The organism is Flavobacterium piscisymbiosum, assembly GCF_020905295.1.
GTDB lineage: Bacteria > Bacteroidota > Bacteroidia > Flavobacteriales > Flavobacteriaceae > Flavobacterium > Flavobacterium piscisymbiosum.
Window position 1 is genome coordinate 4,509,618 of the sequence record NZ_JAJJMM010000001.1, and the last position, 21,329, is coordinate 4,530,946.

21 protein-coding genes and 1 tRNA gene are annotated in these 21,329 nt (G+C 31.8%); 12 read left to right on the top strand and 10 right to left on the bottom strand.

Annotated features, from left to right (window positions below):
- Positions 1–93 precede the first annotated feature (93 nt).
- On the top strand, positions 94–1,656 hold the full coding sequence (locus LNP81_RS19445) for a serine hydrolase (RefSeq protein WP_230038721.1): 1,563 nt from the start codon (positions 94–96) through the stop codon (positions 1,654–1,656).
- Between the two features lie 50 nt (positions 1,657–1,706).
- Here the strand turns inward: LNP81_RS19445 and LNP81_RS19450 are convergent, their stop codons facing one another.
- On the bottom strand, positions 1,707–2,582 hold the full coding sequence (locus tag LNP81_RS19450; protein WP_230038723.1) for a cupin-like domain-containing protein: 876 nt from the start codon (positions 2,580–2,582) through the stop codon (positions 1,707–1,709).
- Positions 2,583–2,935: 353 nt separating this feature from the next.
- On the opposite strand from LNP81_RS19450, the gene LNP81_RS19455 reads away from it, so the two are divergent.
- From LNP81_RS19455 to LNP81_RS19475, 5 genes are all read left to right on the top strand, one after another.
- Positions 2,936–3,199 (top strand): hypothetical protein, encoded by a 264-nt coding sequence (locus LNP81_RS19455; protein WP_230038725.1) that lies wholly within the window; start codon positions 2,936–2,938, stop codon positions 3,197–3,199.
- A gap of 103 nt (positions 3,200–3,302) precedes the next feature.
- Positions 3,303–4,331 carry a helix-turn-helix domain-containing protein gene (locus LNP81_RS19460; protein ID WP_230038727.1) on the top strand — a complete coding sequence of 343 codons (1,029 nt, stop codon included), beginning with the start codon at positions 3,303–3,305 and terminating at the stop codon, positions 4,329–4,331.
- 104 nt (positions 4,332–4,435) lie between these two features.
- Positions 4,436–4,894 (top strand): nuclear transport factor 2 family protein, encoded by a 459-nt coding sequence (locus LNP81_RS19465; RefSeq protein ID WP_230038729.1) that lies wholly within the window; start codon positions 4,436–4,438, stop codon positions 4,892–4,894.
- A gap of 47 nt (positions 4,895–4,941) precedes the next feature.
- Positions 4,942–6,072: a nuclear transport factor 2 family protein gene (locus LNP81_RS19470; RefSeq protein WP_230038732.1), complete on the top strand. Its 1,131-nt coding sequence runs from the start codon at positions 4,942–4,944 to the stop codon at positions 6,070–6,072.
- Between the two features lie 201 nt (positions 6,073–6,273).
- Complete coding sequence (locus LNP81_RS19475) at positions 6,274–6,960, top strand: hypothetical protein (RefSeq protein WP_230038734.1); 687 nt, start codon at positions 6,274–6,276, stop codon at positions 6,958–6,960.
- A 29-nt stretch (positions 6,961–6,989) separates the two neighbouring features.
- On the opposite strand, the gene LNP81_RS19480 is transcribed toward LNP81_RS19475, so the two are convergent.
- Positions 6,990–8,063, bottom strand: a complete 1,074-nt coding sequence (locus LNP81_RS19480; protein ID WP_230038736.1) for a ligand-binding sensor domain-containing protein — start codon at positions 8,061–8,063, stop codon at positions 6,990–6,992.
- Positions 8,064–8,486: 423 nt separating this feature from the next.
- Between LNP81_RS19480 and LNP81_RS19485 the strand changes: the two genes are divergently transcribed.
- The 3 genes from LNP81_RS19485 to LNP81_RS19495 all read left to right on the top strand — a co-directional run bounded on the left by LNP81_RS19485 (position 8,487) and on the right by LNP81_RS19495 (position 11,014).
- On the top strand, positions 8,487–9,320 hold the full coding sequence (locus tag LNP81_RS19485) for a carboxylesterase family protein (RefSeq protein WP_230038738.1): 834 nt from the start codon (positions 8,487–8,489) through the stop codon (positions 9,318–9,320).
- A 121-nt stretch (positions 9,321–9,441) separates the two neighbouring features.
- The gene (locus LNP81_RS19490) at positions 9,442–10,371 is read left to right on the top strand and encodes a DUF2268 domain-containing putative Zn-dependent protease (protein ID WP_230038740.1); all 930 of its coding nucleotides are present in this window, start codon (positions 9,442–9,444) and stop codon (positions 10,369–10,371) included.
- Positions 10,372–10,513: 142 nt separating this feature from the next.
- Entirely contained in the window at positions 10,514–11,014 is a 501-nt protein-coding gene (locus LNP81_RS19495; RefSeq protein ID WP_230038742.1) for a hypothetical protein, read from the top strand.
- A gap of 214 nt (positions 11,015–11,228) precedes the next feature.
- On the opposite strand, the gene LNP81_RS19500 is transcribed toward LNP81_RS19495, so the two are convergent.
- From LNP81_RS19500 to LNP81_RS19510, 3 genes are all read right to left on the bottom strand, one after another.
- Positions 11,229–11,657 carry a putative quinol monooxygenase gene (locus tag LNP81_RS19500; protein WP_230038744.1) on the bottom strand — a complete coding sequence of 143 codons (429 nt, stop codon included), beginning with the start codon at positions 11,655–11,657 and terminating at the stop codon, positions 11,229–11,231.
- Positions 11,658–11,673: 16 nt separating this feature from the next.
- A complete protein-coding gene (locus tag LNP81_RS19505) occupies positions 11,674–12,351 on the bottom strand; it encodes a carboxymuconolactone decarboxylase family protein (protein WP_230038746.1) in 678 nt (225 codons plus the stop codon).
- Between the two features lie 71 nt (positions 12,352–12,422).
- Complete coding sequence (locus tag LNP81_RS19510) at positions 12,423–12,833, bottom strand: cupin domain-containing protein (protein ID WP_230038748.1); 411 nt, start codon at positions 12,831–12,833, stop codon at positions 12,423–12,425.
- A gap of 284 nt (positions 12,834–13,117) precedes the next feature.
- On the opposite strand from LNP81_RS19510, the gene LNP81_RS19515 reads away from it, so the two are divergent.
- Positions 13,118–14,014 carry a helix-turn-helix domain-containing protein gene (locus LNP81_RS19515; RefSeq protein ID WP_230038750.1) on the top strand — a complete coding sequence of 299 codons (897 nt, stop codon included), beginning with the start codon at positions 13,118–13,120 and terminating at the stop codon, positions 14,012–14,014.
- A gap of 261 nt (positions 14,015–14,275) precedes the next feature.
- Here the strand turns inward: LNP81_RS19515 and LNP81_RS19520 are convergent, their stop codons facing one another.
- The 4 genes from LNP81_RS19520 to LNP81_RS19535 form a co-directional block, all read right to left on the bottom strand.
- A complete protein-coding gene (locus tag LNP81_RS19520; protein ID WP_230038752.1) occupies positions 14,276–15,580 on the bottom strand; it encodes a M20/M25/M40 family metallo-hydrolase in 1,305 nt (434 codons plus the stop codon).
- 371 nt (positions 15,581–15,951) lie between these two features.
- Positions 15,952–16,077 carry a GIY-YIG nuclease family protein gene (locus LNP81_RS19525; RefSeq protein WP_230038754.1) on the bottom strand — a complete coding sequence of 42 codons (126 nt, stop codon included), beginning with the start codon at positions 16,075–16,077 and terminating at the stop codon, positions 15,952–15,954.
- 150 nt (positions 16,078–16,227) lie between these two features.
- Positions 16,228–16,479, bottom strand: a complete 252-nt coding sequence (locus tag LNP81_RS19530; RefSeq protein ID WP_230038756.1) for a GIY-YIG nuclease family protein — start codon at positions 16,477–16,479, stop codon at positions 16,228–16,230.
- A gap of 59 nt (positions 16,480–16,538) precedes the next feature.
- A tRNA-Val gene (locus LNP81_RS19535) sits at positions 16,539–16,613 on the bottom strand.
- 259 nt (positions 16,614–16,872) lie between these two features.
- On the opposite strand from LNP81_RS19535, the gene LNP81_RS19540 reads away from it, so the two are divergent.
- Together LNP81_RS19540 and LNP81_RS19545 are read left to right on the top strand one after the other, a co-directional pair.
- A complete protein-coding gene (locus tag LNP81_RS19540) occupies positions 16,873–18,660 on the top strand; it encodes an ABC transporter ATP-binding protein (protein ID WP_230038759.1) in 1,788 nt (595 codons plus the stop codon).
- 37 nt (positions 18,661–18,697) lie between these two features.
- Entirely contained in the window at positions 18,698–20,005 is a 1,308-nt protein-coding gene (locus LNP81_RS19545) for an OprO/OprP family phosphate-selective porin (protein WP_230038761.1), read from the top strand.
- A 103-nt stretch (positions 20,006–20,108) separates the two neighbouring features.
- Here LNP81_RS19545 and LNP81_RS19550 read toward each other — a convergent pair whose 3' ends face one another.
- Complete coding sequence (locus LNP81_RS19550; protein ID WP_230038763.1) at positions 20,109–21,278, bottom strand: proline dehydrogenase family protein; 1,170 nt, start codon at positions 21,276–21,278, stop codon at positions 20,109–20,111.
- Positions 21,279–21,329 lie beyond the last annotated feature (51 nt).

The window sequence follows — 21,329 nt, forward strand, 5'->3', positions numbered from 1 at the left end:
TTACAGATAAAATTACTTATAATTTAAGAGTATCTGTGCTATTATTAGTATTTAATTGAATAACGTAATTAACCCACCAAAAATAGAATTAATATGAAAAAAGTGAGAATTCGTTTCGCTTCGGTACTCTTTGTTTGTTTGGCCTCAACAACTGCATTTGCCCAATTATCATCTGCAAAAATTGATTTGGTAATGCAAAATGCTTTGCAAAAGTTTAAAGTTGCGGGAGCATCAATTGCTGTTGTGAAAGATGGAAAAATAATTCACTCGAAGGGATATGGAATTAGTTCTATTGAAACCAAAAAACCTGTAGACGAATACACAAATTTTCAAATAGCATCTAACACCAAGGCTTTTACAACCGCTGCGCTTTCTATTTTAGAAGATCAAGGTAAAATAAAATGGACAGATAAAGTAAAAGATTATTTGCCGGAATTTAAAATGTACAACGATTATGTTACAGAGAATTTCAATATACAAGATTTATTAACTCATCGCAGCGGACTAGGATTAGGTGTTGGTGATTTGATGTTTTTTCCTGATGGATCTAATTTTACAGTTACAGATGTGATGAAAAGTTTTCAGCATTTTAAACCAGTTTCTGCCTTTAGAACCCAATTTGATTATGATAATTTACTGTACATCGTTGCCGGAGAAGTAATTGCTAAAGTTAGCGGTATGAGTTATGAGCAATTTGTACAACAAAGAATTATAGCGCCTTTGCAAATGAATCATACGTTTGTGGGACCTTTATTAAAAGACAAAACGAATCTTGCTGTACCCCACTCTTCGGTGTCGGGAACTATAAAAACGATTAATTCTTATGATATTGGAATAGGAAGTGCCGCAGGAGGTATTTATTCGAATGTGGCAGATATGTCGAAATGGATGATTACACGCCTGAATAAAGGGCAATATGGAGATGATTTGAAATCGTCATTATTCTCTTTAAAAAATCATGATGAAATGTGGCGTATACATACTGTTATGCCTGCAGATCCTAATCCCAGATACAATTCTCATTTTAACGGTTACGGTTTAGGATGGGGAATATCAGATGCGAAGGGAAATCTTAAGGTAGAACACACAGGTGGTTTGCCTGGAATGCTGTCTATTGTAACCCTGTTTCCTGATCTGAACTTAGGGATTGTTGTTTTAACTAATACCGAAAATGGTGGCGCCGGTCTTTTTATGGCAGTATCTAATACCATTGCAGACAGTTATTTAGGTTTGGATGATTTTGGCTGGACAGATAAAATGGCCGAATGGATGAGTCAGGATAAAAATACAAGTGATGATGTTACCATAAATACCTGGAAAAAAGTGACGGCTGCAAAAAACACGAAAGTAAATAATGAAGACTTTATTGGTATTTATGAAGATAGTTGGTTTGGAAAAGCAGAAGTATTTGTAAAAAACAAACAATTATGGATTAAATGTCTGCGTTCACCAAAATTAAACGGGCCTTTAGCTTTTTATGATACTAATACATTCGCTGTAAAATGGGAATATCAGGCAATGAACTGTGATGCTTTTGTAACGTTTTCGGTTGATGAAAAAGGTAAAGGGCAATCTATTAAGATGAAAGGAATCTCTCCAAATATTGATTTTAGTTTTGACTTTCAGGATTTAGACTTTAAAAGAGTAGAGAAATAAATTCCTTAAAAACAAAAAACTCCATTATTACAATGGAGTTTTTTGTTTTATTATTCTGATGTTTCCAGTTCTGCATTTGTTCTGCGAATAGATTCTGCATCTTTATAATCCAGCCATTCCTGCCCTTTTCTTTTTCTCATCCAGTTATCATAATATCGTATAATAGCGACGTTGGCAAAACCTTTCCATAAATTAGACGGTCTTCCGGCGAGGGATCTTAAACTCAGCGAAAAACCCGGTGTAAGGTATTTCATGTAGTGCCACCAACCTTCTGGCATATAGAGCATTTCGCCGTGATTAAGAGTGGTAATGTATGGTTTGACTTTTCTAAGTGCCGGAAAACGTTCAAAATCAGGATTATCAAAATCTATATCTTCGTTGCACAACCATGAATATGGCAGTCGGTACATGTATTTTGTTTCTTTGGGATCGACAAGGACACATTGTTTTTGGCCTTCAAAATGAACGTGAAAAATATTAGGAAAATCAATGTCATAATGCATAAATACCTTGGCATTCTGACCTCCAAAAAAAACAAGCGGCATGCTTTTAAGTAATCTTATTCCCAAACGCGGCCAATGCATATCAGACTTCATTAAAGGAACGTCTTTCATGAGATTATACAAAAAGATACGAAGATCGGTTGGGCCTTTTTCAAGAATATCAATATATTCAGACATTGTCATCGTAAAGTCCGGCTCATTGACTTTCTTGGTATAATCGGTTTTACGGCTATCGTACAAAGGCACTGTTTTATTTCCTGCAACTTCTCTGATAAAATCAAAATTCCATTTACTAAAAGCTGGCCAGTCCTCTATTTGCTTTGTCATTATCACAGGCTTTTGTGGCTTGTAATAGTTTTCTATGAATTCTTTTTTTGTTAGTTTTTCAACCCTTTCTATCTGTATATAATGATCAAATGCCATACGTAATTAGGTTTTAAAATTATACTTTGATACAATAAGTAAGTATTATAAATGAACTGTAAATGATAAATTAATTTTGATTTTTATTGTACAACTTTCATAGTAAAGGTACACATTCTTAATTAAAACTTAACTTAAGCTTTCGCTAAATGAAACGTCCTTTGTTTATGATAATTTCGATCTTAAATTCAAATAATTTCATAAAACAGTGCTAAATATATTTATTATATTAGCAAAAAAATAAAGTAACTCACAGCATTAAAACCAACTAAAAAAGTTGATTAATGACTATTATAAAAGAGTCTGCGGAATTTTAAACCAAAAACAATTACCAAAATAAATTAACCAATCTTATGAAAAAAAACATTTACGAAGAACTTTCAAATGAAGAATTAATTAAAAAGAGAGATTTATTTAAAGCTGTTTCAATTGGCTTCGGAGTTATTTTTGTGTTGGCCATAGCAGTTATTGTGTATCTTTTTAGTGCAAAAGGATTTAAAAACTTTTCGATAGCGACACTTATTCCTATTTTTACCTTACCTATCACATTTGTTCCATTGTTGATCAATTTAAGTTTACTGAACAAAGAAATTAAATCAAGAGATCTTAAAGTTTAATAATTGAAAAAGAACTTTCGTAGCAGTAAATTAAGGAAATAAAAGCATCTTTTTTTTTAGTTACCCTCAATGAGATCATCTGAAAAAATAATCAAATTAAATAATGATAGAGTCCAACCAGTTGCTTTTCTTTTTTAGTGCTTTAGGAGCTTTTAATGGTTTCATACTTTCGATATATTTTGCTATAAATGCCAAAACGAAAAATTTTACCAACTATTTTTTATCCTTACTCCTACTGGTTTTAAGCATTAGAATTATTAAATCAATATTTTTCTATTTTAATCCGCATTTGTCTAATATTTTTATTCAAATTGGGCTTTCTGCCTGCGTTCTCATTGGGCCTTTTCTTTTTTTATATCTAAAATCATATGGAAATGAAAAATTAAATTGGAAAAATCATGTCCTGTCCTACCTGACAGTAATAACCATTTTAGGAATTTTTTATCCTTATGTAGAGCATCGCGCAATTTGGAGCAGATGGATTGTATGTGCCATATATTCGCAATGGCTTATTTACATTATTTTATCTTTAAAATACCTTCGTCCAATTTTTCTAAAAATCAAGAAAAGGGAAACTTTAAAAAGAATAGATATTTGGTTTCTTAGTATTTATTTTGGTGTTGTAGTGATATGGTTTTCCTATAGCATGGCAGCTTATACTTCCTATATTGTTGGAGCCTTATCCTTTACGTTTGTTTTGTATTTAATTATGCTGCTTTTAGTTTTTAAAACCAATAGTGAATCAACTTTTTTTACTGAAAAAGAAAAATACAAGAACAAGGAAATTGACAAAGAAACTTTGGATGTAATAGATCAAAAATTAGCCGTAATAATTGAAAAAGAACTATTTCTTAATCCAAATTTTAGTCTTGAAGAAGCAGCGAAAGAATTAAAAGTGACCAAACATATTCTGTCTCAATACGTGAATGAAGTATTGGGCAAATCTTTTTCCAGCCTTATTAAAGAATATCGAATCGAAAAAGCAAAAAAGTTATTAGAAACCGAAACGAATTATACTATCGAAAATTTAGGTTACGATAGTGGTTTCAATTCAAAATCAGCTTTTTTTACTGCGTTTAAAAAAACAACCGGTTTGACCCCTGCAGAATATCAAAAATCATACTTAAAATGAGTTTGATATTATAAAATCAGAGTTCTAATTTATAAATTAAAACCTTTTCGGCATTCATATACTTGATATTTGCTCTCATTATTAACAATCTAACAATTTTAAAAATGAGAAAAGTACTTTTATTTATTTCCGTTATTCTTTTATCTTTTAACCTAAATGCTCAGATAAGCGATACTACAAACGACCTGGCTTTGATAGAAAAAACAATCAATTTGTATTTAGAAGGGCAAGCTACAGGAGATTCCACCAAAGTAGGCTCGTCATTTGATGATTCCTGGCAATTGAAATATTTCGCTGATAACGAAATTAAAGTGGTAACCAAATCAAAATATATTGCAGGTTTTCAAAAACACGACAGACCCAAAAATTGGTCGGCTCGAACTGTATTTGTCGATATAACAAATAATGTGGCTATTGCAAAAGTAGAGATCAGTACGCCAACGCTATTATTTGTAGATTACTTTCATTTCATGAAAACAAATAAGGGCTGGCTAGTTGTAGATAAAATTTCGGCTCGAACACCTCATAAAACAGTAGAAGCAACAGTTGCTAAAGCCAATTAATAAATAAGATGTGTTTATTAGATTCGAAACTTTATAATTTTCATTAAATGAATAAAATAATAATCGTATTACTTGTTCTTACAGGTTTACAGCCAATATATTCTCAAAACAAAATTTTGTTTGTAACCTCCAATCAGGATTTTTACGGAAGCACTAAAATCCCGACGGCGAATCATTTTGAAGAAATTGTCCTTCCTTATGATATATTTATAAAAGCCGGATATACAGTCGATTTTGTAAGTCCTAAAGGCGGAGCTATCCCAATTGGATATATTAATACATCTGATATTTTGCAAAAAAAGTATTTGTACGACGGTTGGTTTTTGGATAAACTGGAGCGTACCAAGAAACCAAGTGAAATTATAACCGATGATTATTCGGCAATTTTTTATAGCGGTGGCGGTGCCGCAATGTTTGGAGTTGCAGAGGATGTTACGATTCAAAAAATTGCAAGAAGCATTTATAGCAAGAATGGCGTAATTGCTGCCATTTGCCACGGAACTGCCGGAATTGCTTATTTGAAGGATGAAAACCAAAAATCTCTTTATGCCGGAAGAAAAATTACGGGATATCCGGATATATTCGAAAATAAAGAAGCAGCATATTACAAAGCATTTCCGTTTTCTATAGACAAAGCGATTAAAAATAATAAAGGCGATTTTGTATATTCTGCAAAAGGCGGAGATGCTTTTTATAAGGTCGATGGCAGATTTGTGACCGGTCAGGATCCTACTTCGGGTTCAAACGTAGCAAATGAGGTTCTTAAAATTTTAAAGGATAATTCTAAAGGTACTAATGCTTTTTTAGTGAGTGATTTAGAGAAAATTACAGAAGTATTACTCGACTATATTGAAGGTACTGCAAACGGACAACCCGAAAGATTACGCAAAGTTTTTGATCCTAATTTTAATTTATATACAGTTTCAAAAGATACTTTATGGATTCGCTCAGGAGAACAGTATATTTCGAACATAAAAAAAGGAGAAAAAACGAACAGAATTGGAAGCATCGTTTCTATTGATGTTGAGAACGATACAGCAATGGCAAAAGCAGAAATCTTAATACCCAATCAGCGAATTTTTACAGATTATTTTTTAATACTTAAGTATCATGGCGACTGGAAAATAGTACATAAAAGTTATTCCTGGAGAGAATTACCCAAAACAGAAAAAACATAAATAGGCTAAAAAATAAAAGCTGAAGCATCGAAAAAACTCCTTAAATTTTAAGGAGTTTTTCATTATTTCAAAAACCTGTTTAAGAACTTTTTTATAATACATCGTAAATCGTATAGAATAATTTAATTTATTTATAGTAGCTTAGACATGAATTTTAAATAATTGATAACAACCTATTTTTTCCTAGTAGAGCCTTAAAATATGACAGTGAAACAGTTGTCTTGCCTATTCTCATTCATTATAATACTTTTTAGCTGTAATGAAAATAACAGAAAGAAAGTCAGTAATGCAGCTATTTCTGATACGATAGCGAAAAGTATTAAATTTAATAAATTAAAAAAACTATTTGTAGTTGGCGGCTTTGACGGTAACGGAAAACAGGATACAATTTTTCAGCATAATTATTCAAAAAAAACAAACACTGAAATAGAAAAATCTCCTGACCCTTTTGAAAATGATTGGGAAATAGTCGAAAATTGGTTTTACAATCAAAAAGCCGATTTGTATTTGACTATTAATAAAAAAAATCAAGATACTTTACATCTTGGTACAGCACAAGGACTTTATTGCTTAATAAACATTGGGGACAATAATCAAGATGGTAAAGACGAAATTGCTTTGGTAATTGATAAACTAGAAATGAGCAGAGTCAATAGTTGTAAAATATATTCACTTTGTAATAAAAAATGGATGCAATTAAAGCAGTTTGGAGTTCACGAAGATTCGTTTGATTTTAGCACTAACAAAGCCCCGATTTTTGGTGATATAAAAGGTTATCTTGAAAAACAAAATAATAAATGGGTCTTTAAGGACTATTCGCGGCAAAGCTATGAAAACGAAGAAGAAGTTGGGAAAATGAAACTGCTAAAACTGGATAAATGCAATTGAATCAATTATGTTTTGTGTTTGTGAATTTTCTAATAAATCCTTTCAAAAGAAACACCGTTGAATCGATATACCCCACTCGGATTTGCTCCTCCAACCCACAATTCTCCTTTTTTGGTTTTATAAATAGTCCAAATATGGTTGCTCCCTACTCCATCCTCTTTCGTGAAATTTTTCACAGACTTCCCATCGTATCGCCATACTCCGGATCCTACAGTCCCAAACCAAACGTTCCCTAAATTATCCTCTCCAATAGAAAAAACTTTCTCAAGCGAATTGCCTTCCTTTTTTTTTAGTTTTTGTTGCTCTGTGAAATTGATCACTTTTTTTCCATCATATTTTAAAACACCTATTCCGTTATTGGCAATCCAAAGATTTTCTTTGCTGTCTTCCATTATAGCACGGGTATGCAAATGTCCGGTTTTGTCACTTAGTCCTAAAAAAGCATCGTCGATTATTTTAAAATCTGAGCCATTATAACCAATTACAGCGCCATAAGTCCCAAACCAAATCGTACCGTTTTTACTTTTTACAAAATTTGTCGATATCAAATAATGATTCTCATGCCCCGATTTTGTTTTAACAGGTAATGTGCGAAACGAAAGTTGTTTCCCGTCATACTGATACACGCCCGGATTTCCTTCAAGTTTATTGTATGCCTCGATCTCATTACCTTTAAACCAGAGATCATTATCGTTTAATTTCCATTCGTTTTTTGCATTATAATTTCTTTCTTTATAAATACTCATTTTATGGCCGTCGTAAGTACTTAATCCTTTGCCACATTCAAACCAGATAACGCTATTTTTATCTTCAAAAATATTCCTGACCTGATTTTGGCTTAATCCGTTTTCTGTTGTAAAATACAGCAGCTTTCCATTATGCAGCAAACACACCCCTTCGCTGTAACTACCAAACCAAATGTTTCCTCTACTGTCTTCTAAAATGGAATGAATTCCTGTCGTGTATTTCAATCTTATGCCATCAGTTTTACTTTCACTTTTTCCCTGATTAAATTGATTTTGTTTATTACAAGAGATTGTTACAGCAATCAGAAAGGTATAGCAAAGGCAGAATATGTATTTGTTATTTAGTTTTATTTTCATCAAAATGATATTTTCTTTTCTAATTAATAGCTTGAATATTAAGTACTAAATCTAGTATATTCTTTACGCAATGTAAGTATTTGCGAGCTTTTTTTTAGAGAATCTAAAAAAAACTTTGCTTGAAAGTATAGTAATCATCTTTATAAAAAAATGCTTTTTGATGCAAAATCACATTCACTAAATTACTTTGTTTTTAACATGTATTTACTTGAAATAAAAAAATTTTACAGTAAGAATTATTATTATATTCGTTAAAAATTAAAACCCAAATTAAAGTCTTAAAATTAGACAAATACAGTAATATTTGAAGATATTCTGTCATAAATAAGTATTAGCACGGCAATTTGAGATCTAACAATTTCAATAGGATAAAAACACATTAAAATTCATTCGAAGGTTACCCATAATTTTTTAAAAAACTGTATGTATAAAAGAAATATAGAACTACTTGCGCTCTTTTTAATTTTAACTGTAAATTTTGCTTTTGCACAAAAAAAAGAGTTTCGGGCAACAACTGTTGACAGTTTAACTTTTGTAAATAATAGAAAAATATTAAATAGTTTAAATACAGACAGCTTTGTAAAAAAAACATTTACTAAAGAAAACATACAAATTCCTTATAGATTTCTAACACCAAAAAAAAGTAGTAATAACCAAAAATACCCTTTGGTAATTACTTTTCATAACTCTACCCGAATTGGAAATGACAATGAAAATCAACTTGAACCATTTGCTAAAATTTGGTTGAGACCTGAAATTTATAATAAATATCAGTGTTATGTGATAGCACCGCAATTCAGTTCGCGTTCTTCCACTTATGAAAAAAATAGTGATGGAATTCAAATTTCAAAACCTTCAAAAGATGTTTTTGCCTTGCTGGAATTAATTGAAAAGGTTGAAAAAGAAAATCCAAACATTGATAAAAACAGAATTTATCTGGTTGGTTATTCTATGGGTGGTTCAACAGCGCAAAATTTGCTAAATATTGCACCGGATAAATTTGCGGCTATTGTTTCTGTTGCGGCCGTTCCTGATTTTTCAAATCTCAAAAAATTAAGCAAGAAAAATATATGGCTTATTCATGGTCAAAAAGATGATGATAATCCATACGTTGGAAGTCTTGAATTGTTTAATAAATTATCTTCAAACAAGAATTTGGCTTTTACGACTTTAAGTAACCTAAATCATAATAACATTGTTATTCCGTTTTTAATAACTGAGGAGATTCCAAAATGGTTATTTGAAAAGCATAAATAAAAACACTCCGCCTGCTAAGTTTTTTTGTGTGAGACACATTAAAGCAAAAAAGGGCAACAGTAGTTTTTTACATCAAAGTTATCTGATATTCTATCAAAAAAAACTTTAAAATTTATTAGCTATGAAGTTAAAGTCTGTTTTTACAACACTTTTTATTATTTTTTGCAACTTGATTTTTGGACAAAGTAATTTCTCAGACAGCCCTTTGGATGCTGTTTTTGAAACAAAGGATTCAAAAAATTTTTGGGAAGCATTTGATAAAATGGAGAAATCAAAACAAAATCCATTTATTGAATACATGCAAAAAGGCTCTCCCGGTGTTAAACAATTTACTGAAAACAGAATAATCAATGCAGACTCACTTTTTGCTGTTGTAAAAAAAAGAAAAGCTGATTATGAACTTTCCAGAAATGTTCTGGACGGAATTTCTTCTAAGCAAAAGAGAGTTGTTGCTATTTATAGTGCATTAAAATATTGGTATCCAAATGCAAAATTCCCTCCAATTTATTTTGTTTACGGAAGATTTAATTCAGGAGGAACTTCTTCTCCTGAAGGAATTATTATAGGTATTGAAATGCTTAAAAATCTTGATGGCGTTTCAGGTTTAATAGCACATGAACTTATTCATTATCAGCAAAAAATAACAGGTAAAGATATGCTGTTGAAATGGTGTTTGCTTGAAGGAGGTGCAGACTTTATGGGTGAACTTATTTCGGGCGAATCAATAAACCAGTTTTCGTACCAATATGGAGAGCAAAACAAAGACAAATTGTGTCAGGAATTTGTCACGAGATTAAAAAATGCTGATTATCAGGATTGGTTGTATGGAACTTCTAAGAAAGATGAAAGGCCAAATGATTTAGGATATTGGATAGGCTATAAAATAATAGAATCTTATTTTAACAAACAAAAAGACAAACAAAAAGCGATTGAAGAAATATTAAATATAAAAGAACCCATGCAGTTTTTAAAACAAAGCGGCTTTCTGGATGTATATATTGAAAAGTATCAAAAATCAAAAAAGGAAAGTTATGATGATTTTTTTAATTAAAAAGTGATTGACAAAAGGAAAGCTTATTCAAAATAATATTTCAGAAAATAAAAATACAGCAAAATATATTGATGCCATATTATGACTGGTAGAAAGCAAGTATGAACAGAGTAACATTCAAATAAAAAAGAGGTATCTAATTATGAAATTTAAATGGACATTATTTCTCCTCATAAATTGTTTTTTAAGCAGTGGACAAACGCAAAATGTCCAAAAAATCAATTCGAATGTTAAAATTTATGGTTATAAAAGTAAAGCAGTATTAATTAACGATAAAGATGAAAGTAAAATTTGGTGGTTATTTTATAAAATTGATTGGGATAAAAAAACGATACAATACGCTCAATTTGAATTTAAAGAAAGAGATAAAGAACCTGATTTAAGCAATGTGACTAAATTATTTAAAAATAGTACTATAGATGAGTTTGTTGTTTTAAACCCTAATAAAATTAAGGTAAAAAGAGAAAGGGCTTATAGAAAAAGAGCTTGGTTTGATTTTGCTACACCCGGAGTAAAAACACCTTCTTCACCTGCTCGGAAATATTGTATAAATAGTGATACACTTGTTGGGAAAAATAAAGATTTGAAATTTGTTCTTGATAAAGATTTGACAATGAGATATAATGAACTGAAAAAAAACTAGAATTTAATTATAACGGCAATTAGATGTAACCGCCTAAGAATCTTCAAGTACGAACCTAAAAACTCCCTAATTTCTCAAGGAGTTTATTTGGTGGTTTTTACGAACCATTTTTTGCAGGATTCGAGAAAAGCTTTAAAATAGTACCCTATGATTTTGATATTGTAATCTTTTTTTTTTAAGATCAGCTATCTCTTACCCCATAATTATATATAAATTATTCATTCATTTTCCTAAACAACATTTTCATTGATTCAGTGTCAATGCTATTCATATCAATCAGTTTTAATGATTTAACCATTTTAATTGTTGTGGTTTTATATTTTTGAAAATGAGGTGTTTTTAAATGTGATTGATATGCGTCTTGATCACTGTAGATTTCTAAGATTCTAATTTGGGTTGAATCGTTTTTTTGATACATCGGAAAAATTGCCAAAACTCCGGGTTCTAGCTTTACTGAGGCCGAAGATTCTTCTTTTAGTACTGCTTTATATTCGGATAAAAATTCAGGAAAAATTTCAATTTCTGAAATACGAACCATCATGTTTTTATTTTGAGCTGACATAGTGCCTGGTGTAAAAATTGTAATTGCAAGTATTAAATATAAAAGAAAGCTTTTATAGAGATCAGGGATATATTTTTTCATATAAATTCAATTTTAATTAATCTTTTTTATTGATTTTGATTACTTTGACTAAAGTATTTCTAACAATTTCGGCCTGTTCTTTACCAATATGTTTTTCAATTATTGTACTTAATTCCATAATTTGACCTTCTGTAATTCCAGTATTTAGTCCCATAGAAATATGTGCCTGTAATTGAGGTTCTACACCTGACATTGCAGATAATATTGATATAGTTACAAATTCACGCTGACGGTAGTCTAAGATATCACGACTGAAAATATCAGCAAATAAATGCTCTTTTAGAAAAACATCAATTATTGGCGCGAAAGCATTTGCTCCTGTTTTTGGGCCTGTTTCTTCACGTCCGGTTAGTTTTTGGAAAGTCTCTTTTCCAACATCGTATTTATTACCTGTATCAGTAATTGGCGATGCTTCTCTACCAGCTACATCAATAATTCCTTTAATTTTTCTTTCCTCCAAAACTTCCATAAAAGCATTTATTGAATTAAGACTTCTGGGAAAACCACAATAAGCATAAAGCTGTACTAGTGCTTCCTTAATCTCGTTAATAGTAAGTCCTGAATCAAGACCGGTATTCAATTGTGTTTTGAGTTCTTGAATATTTCCTACCGCAGACAATACAGCAATGTTTGCCATGCTCTGTTGATGATTATTTAAATTTGTACCGGGTGTGTTTTTATCTTGTGCGCTCATTGAACTGATATTTATTAGAAGAATTATAAAAAATAGATTTTTCAAAATAGTTGCTTTTTTTGTTTTTGAGATTATTTATTGGCCTCAGAAAACTCTGCATCTGTGACAGGATTTAACCAAACTGCATTTACTTCTCCTTCATAGTTTGTAATAGCAATATGAACCATTTTTGAGCCAGCTGAAGCACCATGCCAATGTTCTACATTTTTGGGTATATTTATGATCTCTCCTTTTTTTATTGATTGTGCAGGTTTTCCTTTTTCCTGATACAGTCCTTCTCCTTCTGTTACTATTAAAACCTGACCTTTGGGATGTGTATGCCAATTTGTTCTTGCTCCCGCCTCAAATGTTACGCTCCCAATTACAAAGTCGTTATTTTTATCCTTTGCTAATAAAAGCTGCAGGTAAGCTTCTCCTGTAAAATATCCGTTTGTTAACTTTTCTCCCTTAGGAAAAAGCGTTGTAGTGTTTTCTGTACTCATTTTTTGTTGAATTATTTTGTTATTGCAAGCTGATAGTATTATTAATGATACTAAAATTAATCTTTTATATAATGATTTTATAATAGGCATCATCTTATATTTTATATTACTATAATTATTGAAATAGGAGATCTGTCAAAAAGACTACAATGCAAATTTCGTTAGTAATGCCTGTTTTAAATGTAGACAGAACACTGATTTATTTACCACTTTTACTGATATTGTCTCTTGGTTATATTCAGATACTTTAGTTTCTTTAAATTTGTTTAATAATTTTTCACATTATGGAAGAAATTGAAAGAATAGATACTGTTAAACAATACAATGACTCTGTTGGAGTTGACACTTTGCATCCTTTGGTCAGTGTTGTTAATTTTGATGAAATACCAACTTATCAATATTTCCGTCGATATATGGGGGTTTATGCTGTTTTTCTAAAATATATTAACTGCGGAGATATACGTTATGGATGTCAGCCTTATGATTATGAAGATGGAACTTTAGTTTTTATAGCGCCCGGACAGGTTTACGGAATTGACAGTAAAGGTAAACTTATAAAACCTGCCGGAAAAGCACTTGTATTTCATCCCGATTTAATTGCGGGAACATCACTCGGAAAACATATAAAAGAGTATTCTTTTTTCTCCTACGAAGTTAATGAAGCGCTTCACCTGTCTAAAAAAGAAAGAACAACAATAAACGATTGTCTGGAGAAGATTGCAGTTGAGATTAATTTGAATATTGATAAACATAGTAAAACACTAATTGTATCCAATATTGAACTTTTCCTAAATTATTGTATGCGCTATTATGACAGGCAGTTTATCACTCGTAATAATGTGAATAAAGATATATTGGTTCGTTTTGAAGATCTGCTTAATGACTATTTCAAATCAGATTTACCACGAAAATTAGGACTGCCGAGTGTAAACTGGTGTGCAGAAAAATTGCATTTATCGCCCAATTATTTCGGCGATTTGATAAAAAAAGAAACAGGAAATACTGCATTAGAGTACATTCAATCTAAATTGATTGATGAAGCAAAAGCAAAAATTTTTGATCCCGTTAAATCAATAAACCAAATTGCTGATGAATTGGGATTTAAATATCAACAGCACTTCACTCGACTCTTTAAACAAAAAACTGGAATGACGCCTAATCAATATAAAAATGCAAATTAAAGTAATTTACATTTCTTGTGTGTTTTTTGGTAAAACTTGTTATTGAAAATAAAGTTCCGGAGAAGGAAAACTTAAAATTTGTAATTACAAAAGTGCTTAACGAAAAAACAAAAAAACTCCCTAATTTCTTAAGGAGTTTCTTGATGGACCTTGCGAACCATTTTATGCGGAATTTTAATAAAATTACAATTGAAAAACTCTAAAAAGCACTAAAAACGAATCATTTTCGGTGCTTTTTCGATTCTTTATAATTTACTTATGTTATTTCAGTTGAGTAGTATTTACTCTTGTTGGTGTATCTTTTCCACTAATAATCGAAGAAGAACTTAATGCAATTGATTTTATAATTTGAGTCATGTTATCAATATCTAACGTTTCAAATTCATCATCTACTGTGTGATACGTTGGCTCATTATCCATTTTTGAAGTAGAAATGGTATGAGCAGGAACTCCAAGCTTGGCCAAAGTAGCGTTGTCTGAGCGATAAAATAATTGTTGTTCAGGATAAGGATCTGCATAAAATTTAAAACTTGTTCCAGTTAAATTTGTTTGTAAAATGGGCCCCATATTCGACTTTTCATAGCCTGTAATGTAAGCCGAGTTTTTACCCCATTTAGATTCTGTTCCTATCATTTCAATATTGAACATCGCAATCACCTTTTCTGGTGCAAGTTGTTTAGAAAAATATTTGGCTCCATAGCCGCCCAATTCTTCAGCTACAAATGTGGTAAAAATAATAGTACGCTCATTGTTATTTTGTTTTTTAAAATATTTCGCAAGCATTATTACTGCTGTTGTACCAGCGGCATCATCATTAGCGCCATTATAAATAGAATCTGTTGCAGAACGCGGAGCACCTTCTTCAGGAGAGCCTACACCTAAATGATCATAATGCCCTGAAAAAATCACATACTCATTTGGCTTAGTTTTTCCGGGTAATATTCCAACAACATTATTCAATGTTTTTTTGGTGATTGTATTTGTTAATTCAACAGAAAAAGTAGTCGCTTCGATGGTACCAAAAACAAACAGAATTGTATTGTTTCCAGGGCTAGCACTTATTCGATCAATATGTTGAATATTTGGTAAAACATTATCAAAAGAAGGATCAACTAGTACCAAAAGATTTTTTGGGCTTTTATAATATTCGTTAAATTTCTCGCCAATGTTATCCCCTTTATTGATTTTTACAATAGAAATATCGCTTTTTTCAGTTAAAGAAACTTGAGGAAGGTAGGAGAATGTTGCAACTTGATTATTATTTATTTCTTTGCCATCAATAGTAATTTTTGAAGAAACTGTTTTAGAGGCAGTCATCGAAAATTCTTGTCTGTAATTCTTTGCTGCATCGAAAGTTTGTAAACCAATAGCCCCAAACTCTGATTCTATAAAGGCAGATGCTTTGTCAATACCGGGAGTAAAAGTTCTCCTGCCCTGCATATCATCAGCCGAAAGTATTTTCTCTATACGAGTTACCTCCTTGGTTGTAATAATTTTATCAATCGATTGTCCATGTACATTCAAACATTGACTTAGAACAAAGATACTTACAATAATTTTTTTCATATTTTACTTTTATAAATAACATTTTAGTTAAACCAAAAGTAAGTTAATTATTTGCAAAATTTAGCGCTGGTAAAAGTTTTTTAAATTGAAAAAACTGACAACATTACTAAATTAATAGCCATACAAAAACGCCTTAATTTCTTAAGGAGTTTCTTGGTGGGCGATGATAGCCTGTTCCGATTTTTATCGGAAGGTTCGCCCACCCGACCACTTCCGAAGAAATCGGAATGCTCTGAACCAGCTGAACTAATCTTTGTTTTGTATTAATTCTTGAATTTTAATTCTGCTTTTCCAAGATTTAATTTGTAATTCTCTTTTATGTGCAAGCTCTTTTGATGGATAGTTTTCTGTGTAAACAATTTTCCAGTCGTTTACATTTCCTGTAAACCTTTACTTTTCTGATTGTGTCTGATGATTTTATCTTCTAAATTAGAAGTAAAGCCAATGTAAAATTTGTTTTTGCTTTCGCTAAAAAGGATGTAAACAGTGAAATTCATAAATAGATATAAAGCAAAAAACTCCAAAATCAAATGATCTTGGAGTTTTTGGAATTTTGTGGGCGATGATAGCCTGTTCCGATTTTTATCGGAAGGTTCGAACCCCCGACCACTTCCGATTAAAAATCGGAATGCTCTGATCTATCTGAGTTAATCTTTGGATTGAATTAATTCTTGAATTTTGATTCTGCTTTTCCAAGATTTGATCTGTAATTCTCTTTTGTGTGCAATTTCTTTGGATTCATATTTTTTAGTATAAACAACTTTCCAGTCATTTACATTTACTGTAAAACCTTTACTTTTCTGATTGTGTCTGATGATTCTATCTTCTAAATTAGAAGTAAAGCCAATGTGAAATTTGTTTTTGCTTTCGCTAAATAGGATGTAATCAGTGAAATTCATAAATAGATATAAAGCAAAAAACTCCAAAATCAAATGATCTTGGAGTTTTTGGAATTTTGTGGGCGATGAGGGGTTCGAACCCCCGACCCCCTCGGTGTAAACGAGGTGCTCTGAACCAGCTGAGCTAATCGCCCTATTTTAGGTTGCTATCGTTTGTGATTGCGAGTGCAAATGTAAAGCTAGATTTTGTATTTGCAAGCCTTTTTTCGAAAGAAAATCATTTTATTTTAATGTTTTTATTTATTAATCTATTTTTCAGCTTTTTAAAAAAAGAATAAAATTACGATTTCTTTAAATTTAGTTAAATAATGAAATCTCAAAAGCTAATTTATAATATTCTTTTGAGTTCACTTGCTATAATCCTATATTTGCGTACCTTAATTGTATACTCAAATGGCTAGATTTAAAGAAAATGATTTACCAAAATCAAAAATTACCGCTACTTCACTTAATAAAGCGACCATAATATTCAAATACGCCGGAAAACACCAATGGAAATTTTATGTTGGATTGGTTTTCTTGTTACTTACTGGGGCTACTGCCCTTGCCTTTCCTAAATTAATGGGAATGTTGATTGATTGTGTCAAGAACAAAGATAACGATCAGGCCAACCAAATTGCACTGGGATTAATTGTAATCCTGTTTCTACAATCTTTCTGCTCTTTCTTCAGATTGTCATTATTTGTCAATTTTACCGAAAATACACTCGCAAATCTGCGTTTGTCTTTATACACTAATTTAGTAAAACTGCCAATGACCTTCTTTTCCCAAAAAAGAGTTGGCGAGTTAAACAGCCGTATTAGTGCAGATATTACGCAAATTCAGGATACATTAACATCAACAATTGCAGAGTTTTTACGTCAATTCATACTAATTATTGGTGGTGTTATTCTATTGGCTACAGAAAGTTTTAAATTGACTTTATTAATGTTGGCTGTAGTTCCTCTTGTAGCGGTTGCTGCAGTAATCTTTGGTCGCTTTATTAGAAAATATTCTAAACAAGTACAAGATCAGGTGGCAGAAAGCCAAGTTATCGTAGAAGAAACTATGCAGGGAATTAGTATCGTAAAAGCTTTTGCTAACGAATGGTATGAAGTTGCCCGTTATAAAGGGAAAATAAGCGAAGTGGTAAAACTGGCTATCAAAGGCGGTAAATACCGTGGTTATTTTGCCTCTTTTATCATTTTCTGTTTGTTTGGTGCAATTGTAGCTGTAGTTTGGTATGGTGTACGTTTAAGCATTGCCGGCGAAATGAGCGTTGGTCAATTGATCTCATTCGTACTATATTCTACATTTGTAGGAGCCTCTTTTGGAGGAATTGCCGAATTATATGCGCAAATTCAAAAAGCAATTGGTGCTACCGAGAGAGTTTTTGAATTATTAGAAGAAACTCCTGAAAAAATAAATGCAACGCAAAATGGAGAACCTTTAGAAAAAATAAAAGGAAATGTTTCTTTCAAAAACGTTGCTTTTAGTTATCCTTCAAGAAAAGAAGTACAAGTTTTAAAAGATGTAAACTTTACAGCTGAATTTGGTCAAAAAATTGCAATTGTAGGGCCAAGTGGAGCCGGAAAATCTACTATTTCTTCTTTATTATTGCGTTTTTATGATATTGAGTCAGGCGAAATTACCGTTGACGGAAAAAATATTTACGATTATGATTTAGAAAATCTTCGTGGTAATATGAGTATTGTTCCTCAGGATGTTATTTTATTTGGAGGAACTATCAAAGAAAATATTGCATACGGAAAACCAGATGCAACCGATGAAGAAATTATGCTGGCTGCAAAACAAGCCAATGCTTTGAATTTTGTTGAAGGTTTCCCTGAAAAATTCGAAACTGTCGTAGGAGAACGCGGTGTAAAACTTTCCGGAGGTCAACGTCAACGTATTGCGATTGCAAGAGCATTGCTTAAAAACCCAAGTATTTTAATTTTAGATGAAGCGACGTCATCTTTAGATAGTGAAAGCGAAAAATTAGTTCAGGAAGCGTTAGAAGTTTTGATGGAAGGAAGAACAAGTATTATTATTGCTCACCGTCTGTCAACTATTAGAAATGCTGATAAAATTTTAGTTTTAGATAATGGAAAAATAACCGAAGAAGGTACACATCAGGAATTAATAAATCTTGAAAACGGTACTTATAAAAACCTAAGTAATCTTCAGTTTAGCAACTATTAAAAACTAAAAGCCTATAATTAATTTTAAATACAACTAAATGCCACATTTAAGACTCGCCCTGATTTTATTATTTATTATCCTAAACACCATAAGTGTTCTTGCTCAGGAAAAACCTTTTAACGTTGTAAATATCAGTCCCGACGGTTCGAAATACATCAAATTTGGAATGAATCTTCAGGTTTGGGGAAGATATTCAGAATTGAATCCCAATAGTAAAATTGGAACTACAGAAGTCAATGATGCCTATGATATTGTAATTAGACGTCTGCGCTTACAAGCCATGGGAATGATTACAGAGAACATCTTCTTTCATTTACAATTGGGTCAGAACAATATCAATTTTACACAGAATAACGGACCTTCAAATGCACCCCTTTCTGTTATGGATGCCTTGGGAGAATATCATTTTAACGAAAAACTTCATATTGGTGGTGGATTAACCGCTTGGGGAGCAGGAACAACCCGTTATTCGGCAAATAGTTCTTCTTCGCAACTTACTTTAGATACGCCAATGTATCAGCAATTTGCCAATACATCATCAACTTTTGGAAATAGAAACTTAAGTATTTATGCAAAAGGATATTTAGGAAAATTTAATTACCGTGCAGCAATTACAAATCCGTATCGAAATTCAAACAATAATCTTGGATTAAATTCGACCTTAAGTACTGAAACACCAAGAGCACAATATTCCGGAATTCTAACGTATTCTTTCCTGGATAAGGAATCACTTGAAGATGCGTATCACAAAGGAACTTATTTGGGAACAAAAAAGGTTTTCAATGTAGCGTTAGGTTATATGACGCAAGCCAAAGCGATGTGGCATTTAACGCCGGATGCAACTGTAGCTTATGATGATATGAAAGTTTTAGGATTTGATGTTTTTTATGATAGTCCAATTAACGCTAAAGGAGCTGCACTAACAGCTTATGCGGCTTTTAATAATAATGATTACGGTAAAAACTATATTCAGTCTGTAAATACGCCAAATCCTGCAATTGGAGATAATACGTTAATTAATGGTTCTGGTGCCGGATTTATTGGCGTTGGTACGGGAAATATTTATTATGCTCAATTAGGATATCTTTTTGGCAAATCAGATAATGAAGCTAAAAAAGGTCGTTTTCAGCCTTACGCAGCAACACAAATTGCCGATTTAGAAGCTTTAGATACACCAATGACGATGTATGAATTGGGTGTCAATTATTATACAACCGGAACTTTGGGTCCAAAGTTTAGTTTAAATTACCAAAACAGAGCTGTTTATGACAAAACACTTATTGGCGCATACAAACAAAGCGATCGTTTAGGAATGGTAGTTTTACAATGCCAGGTTTCTTTCTAAAAAAGCTTAAAAATTTCAATAAAAAAAAATCCAAATTCCAATTGTTAACATTGGAATTTGGATTTTTTTATATAAAAATGTAAACCGAGACTGAGACTAAAATCTACTTCCCTTTTCTGCGTTTACGTTCTGCCTTAATCATAGATAATTCGCGGCTTGTTTGCCCTGCTACCGAAGTATTTTCTTCAGCGCGACGAATTAAGTACGGCATAACATCTTTTACAGGTCCAAATGGTAAATACTTCGCTACATTATAACCGTTTTCAGCAAGGTTGTAACTAATATTATCACTCATTCCGTACAATTGTCCAAACCAGATTTTATTATCGTTTTTGGCAATTCCTTTTTCCTGCATCATTTCCATCAATTTATAAGAGCTCAATTCGTTATGAGTTCCCGCGAAAATTGACATTATTTCTAAATGCTCTAACATATAATGTACAGCAGCATCATAATTAATATCTGTAGCTTCTTTAGAAACACAAATTGGCGAAACGTAATTTTTCTCTTCCGCTCTTTTGTTTTCTTTTTCCATGTAAGCACCACGAACCAATTTCATTCCAATAAAGAAACCTTCTTTTTTAGCAACTTCATGTAGATTTTTCAAATAATCCAAACGATCCCAACGGTACATTTGCAAAGTATTAAAAACAATTGCTTTCTCTTTATTGTATTTGCGCATCATAGCGGTAACCAAATCATCAGCAGCATCCTGCATCCAACTTTCTTCACCATCAATTAATAAAGCGACATCTTTTTTGTGCGCTTCACCGCAAACATGATCAAAACGGGCTACTACTCTATCCCACTCTGCTTGTTCTGCCAAAGTCAAGGTTTGTTTTTCTCCTAATTTTTCATACAATTCAAAACGACCAAAACCTGTTGGCTTAAATACAGCAAACGGAATCGCTAAACGTTCTTTAGCAAATTCAATGGTTTTTAAAGTCATTTCTAAAGCAGCATCAAACTGCTCTTCTTCTTCTTTTCCTTCAACAGAATAATCTAATACAGATGAAACACCTTTGGTAAACATTTTGTCTACTACCGTAATACAATCATTTTCGTTTACACCACCGCAAAAATGGTCAAAAACAGTTGCACGAATTAATCCTTCTACCGGAAGATTTGCTTTTATAGCAAAATTGGTAACAGCAGTTCCTATCCTTACTAAAGGTTGGCTGTCGATCATTTTAAAAAGAAAATAAGCTCTATCAAGTTCTGTATCGCTTTTTAACGAAAATGCAACTTGAGTGTTATCGAATATTTTTTCCATTAAGGTCAGTTTTTTGTGCAAATATAGATAGAGTTTTGAATATTATTTACT

Excerpts from the sequence above, each read along its gene's own strand:
- LNP81_RS19445 (WP_230038721.1), top strand. The coding sequence starts at position 94 with ATGAAAAAAGTGAGAATTCGTTTCGCTTCGGTACTCTTTGTTTGTTTG.
- LNP81_RS19505 (WP_230038746.1), bottom strand. The coding sequence starts at position 12,351 with ATGAGCGCACAAGATAAAAACACACCCGGTACAAATTTAAATAATCAT.
- LNP81_RS19495 (WP_230038742.1), top strand. The coding sequence starts at position 10,514 with ATGAAATTTAAATGGACATTATTTCTCCTCATAAATTGTTTTTTAAGC.
- LNP81_RS19450 (WP_230038723.1), bottom strand. The coding sequence starts at position 2,582 with ATGGCATTTGATCATTATATACAGATAGAAAGGGTTGAAAAACTAACA.
- LNP81_RS19530 (WP_230038756.1), bottom strand. The coding sequence starts at position 16,479 with ATGAATTTCACTGATTACATCCTATTTAGCGAAAGCAAAAACAAATTT.
- LNP81_RS19465 (WP_230038729.1), top strand. The coding sequence starts at position 4,436 with ATGAGAAAAGTACTTTTATTTATTTCCGTTATTCTTTTATCTTTTAAC.
- LNP81_RS19540 (WP_230038759.1), top strand. The coding sequence starts at position 16,873 with ATGGCTAGATTTAAAGAAAATGATTTACCAAAATCAAAAATTACCGCT.
- LNP81_RS19460 (WP_230038727.1), top strand. The coding sequence starts at position 3,303 with ATGATAGAGTCCAACCAGTTGCTTTTCTTTTTTAGTGCTTTAGGAGCT.
- LNP81_RS19545 (WP_230038761.1), top strand. The coding sequence starts at position 18,698 with ATGCCACATTTAAGACTCGCCCTGATTTTATTATTTATTATCCTAAAC.
- LNP81_RS19510 (WP_230038748.1), bottom strand. The coding sequence starts at position 12,833 with ATGAGTACAGAAAACACTACAACGCTTTTTCCTAAGGGAGAAAAGTTA.
- LNP81_RS19455 (WP_230038725.1), top strand. The coding sequence starts at position 2,936 with ATGAAAAAAAACATTTACGAAGAACTTTCAAATGAAGAATTAATTAAA.
- LNP81_RS19490 (WP_230038740.1), top strand. The coding sequence starts at position 9,442 with ATGAAGTTAAAGTCTGTTTTTACAACACTTTTTATTATTTTTTGCAAC.
- LNP81_RS19485 (WP_230038738.1), top strand. The coding sequence starts at position 8,487 with ATGTATAAAAGAAATATAGAACTACTTGCGCTCTTTTTAATTTTAACT.
- LNP81_RS19525 (WP_230038754.1), bottom strand. The coding sequence starts at position 16,077 with ATGAATTTCACTGTTTACATCCTTTTTAGCGAAAGCAAAAACAAATTT.
- LNP81_RS19520 (WP_230038752.1), bottom strand. The coding sequence starts at position 15,580 with ATGAAAAAAATTATTGTAAGTATCTTTGTTCTAAGTCAATGTTTGAAT.
- LNP81_RS19480 (WP_230038736.1), bottom strand. The coding sequence starts at position 8,063 with ATGAAAATAAAACTAAATAACAAATACATATTCTGCCTTTGCTATACC.
- LNP81_RS19515 (WP_230038750.1), top strand. The coding sequence starts at position 13,118 with ATGGAAGAAATTGAAAGAATAGATACTGTTAAACAATACAATGACTCT.
- LNP81_RS19470 (WP_230038732.1), top strand. The coding sequence starts at position 4,942 with ATGAATAAAATAATAATCGTATTACTTGTTCTTACAGGTTTACAGCCA.
- LNP81_RS19550 (WP_230038763.1), bottom strand. The coding sequence starts at position 21,278 with ATGGAAAAAATATTCGATAACACTCAAGTTGCATTTTCGTTAAAAAGC.
- LNP81_RS19500 (WP_230038744.1), bottom strand. The coding sequence starts at position 11,657 with ATGAAAAAATATATCCCTGATCTCTATAAAAGCTTTCTTTTATATTTA.
- LNP81_RS19475 (WP_230038734.1), top strand. The coding sequence starts at position 6,274 with ATGACAGTGAAACAGTTGTCTTGCCTATTCTCATTCATTATAATACTT.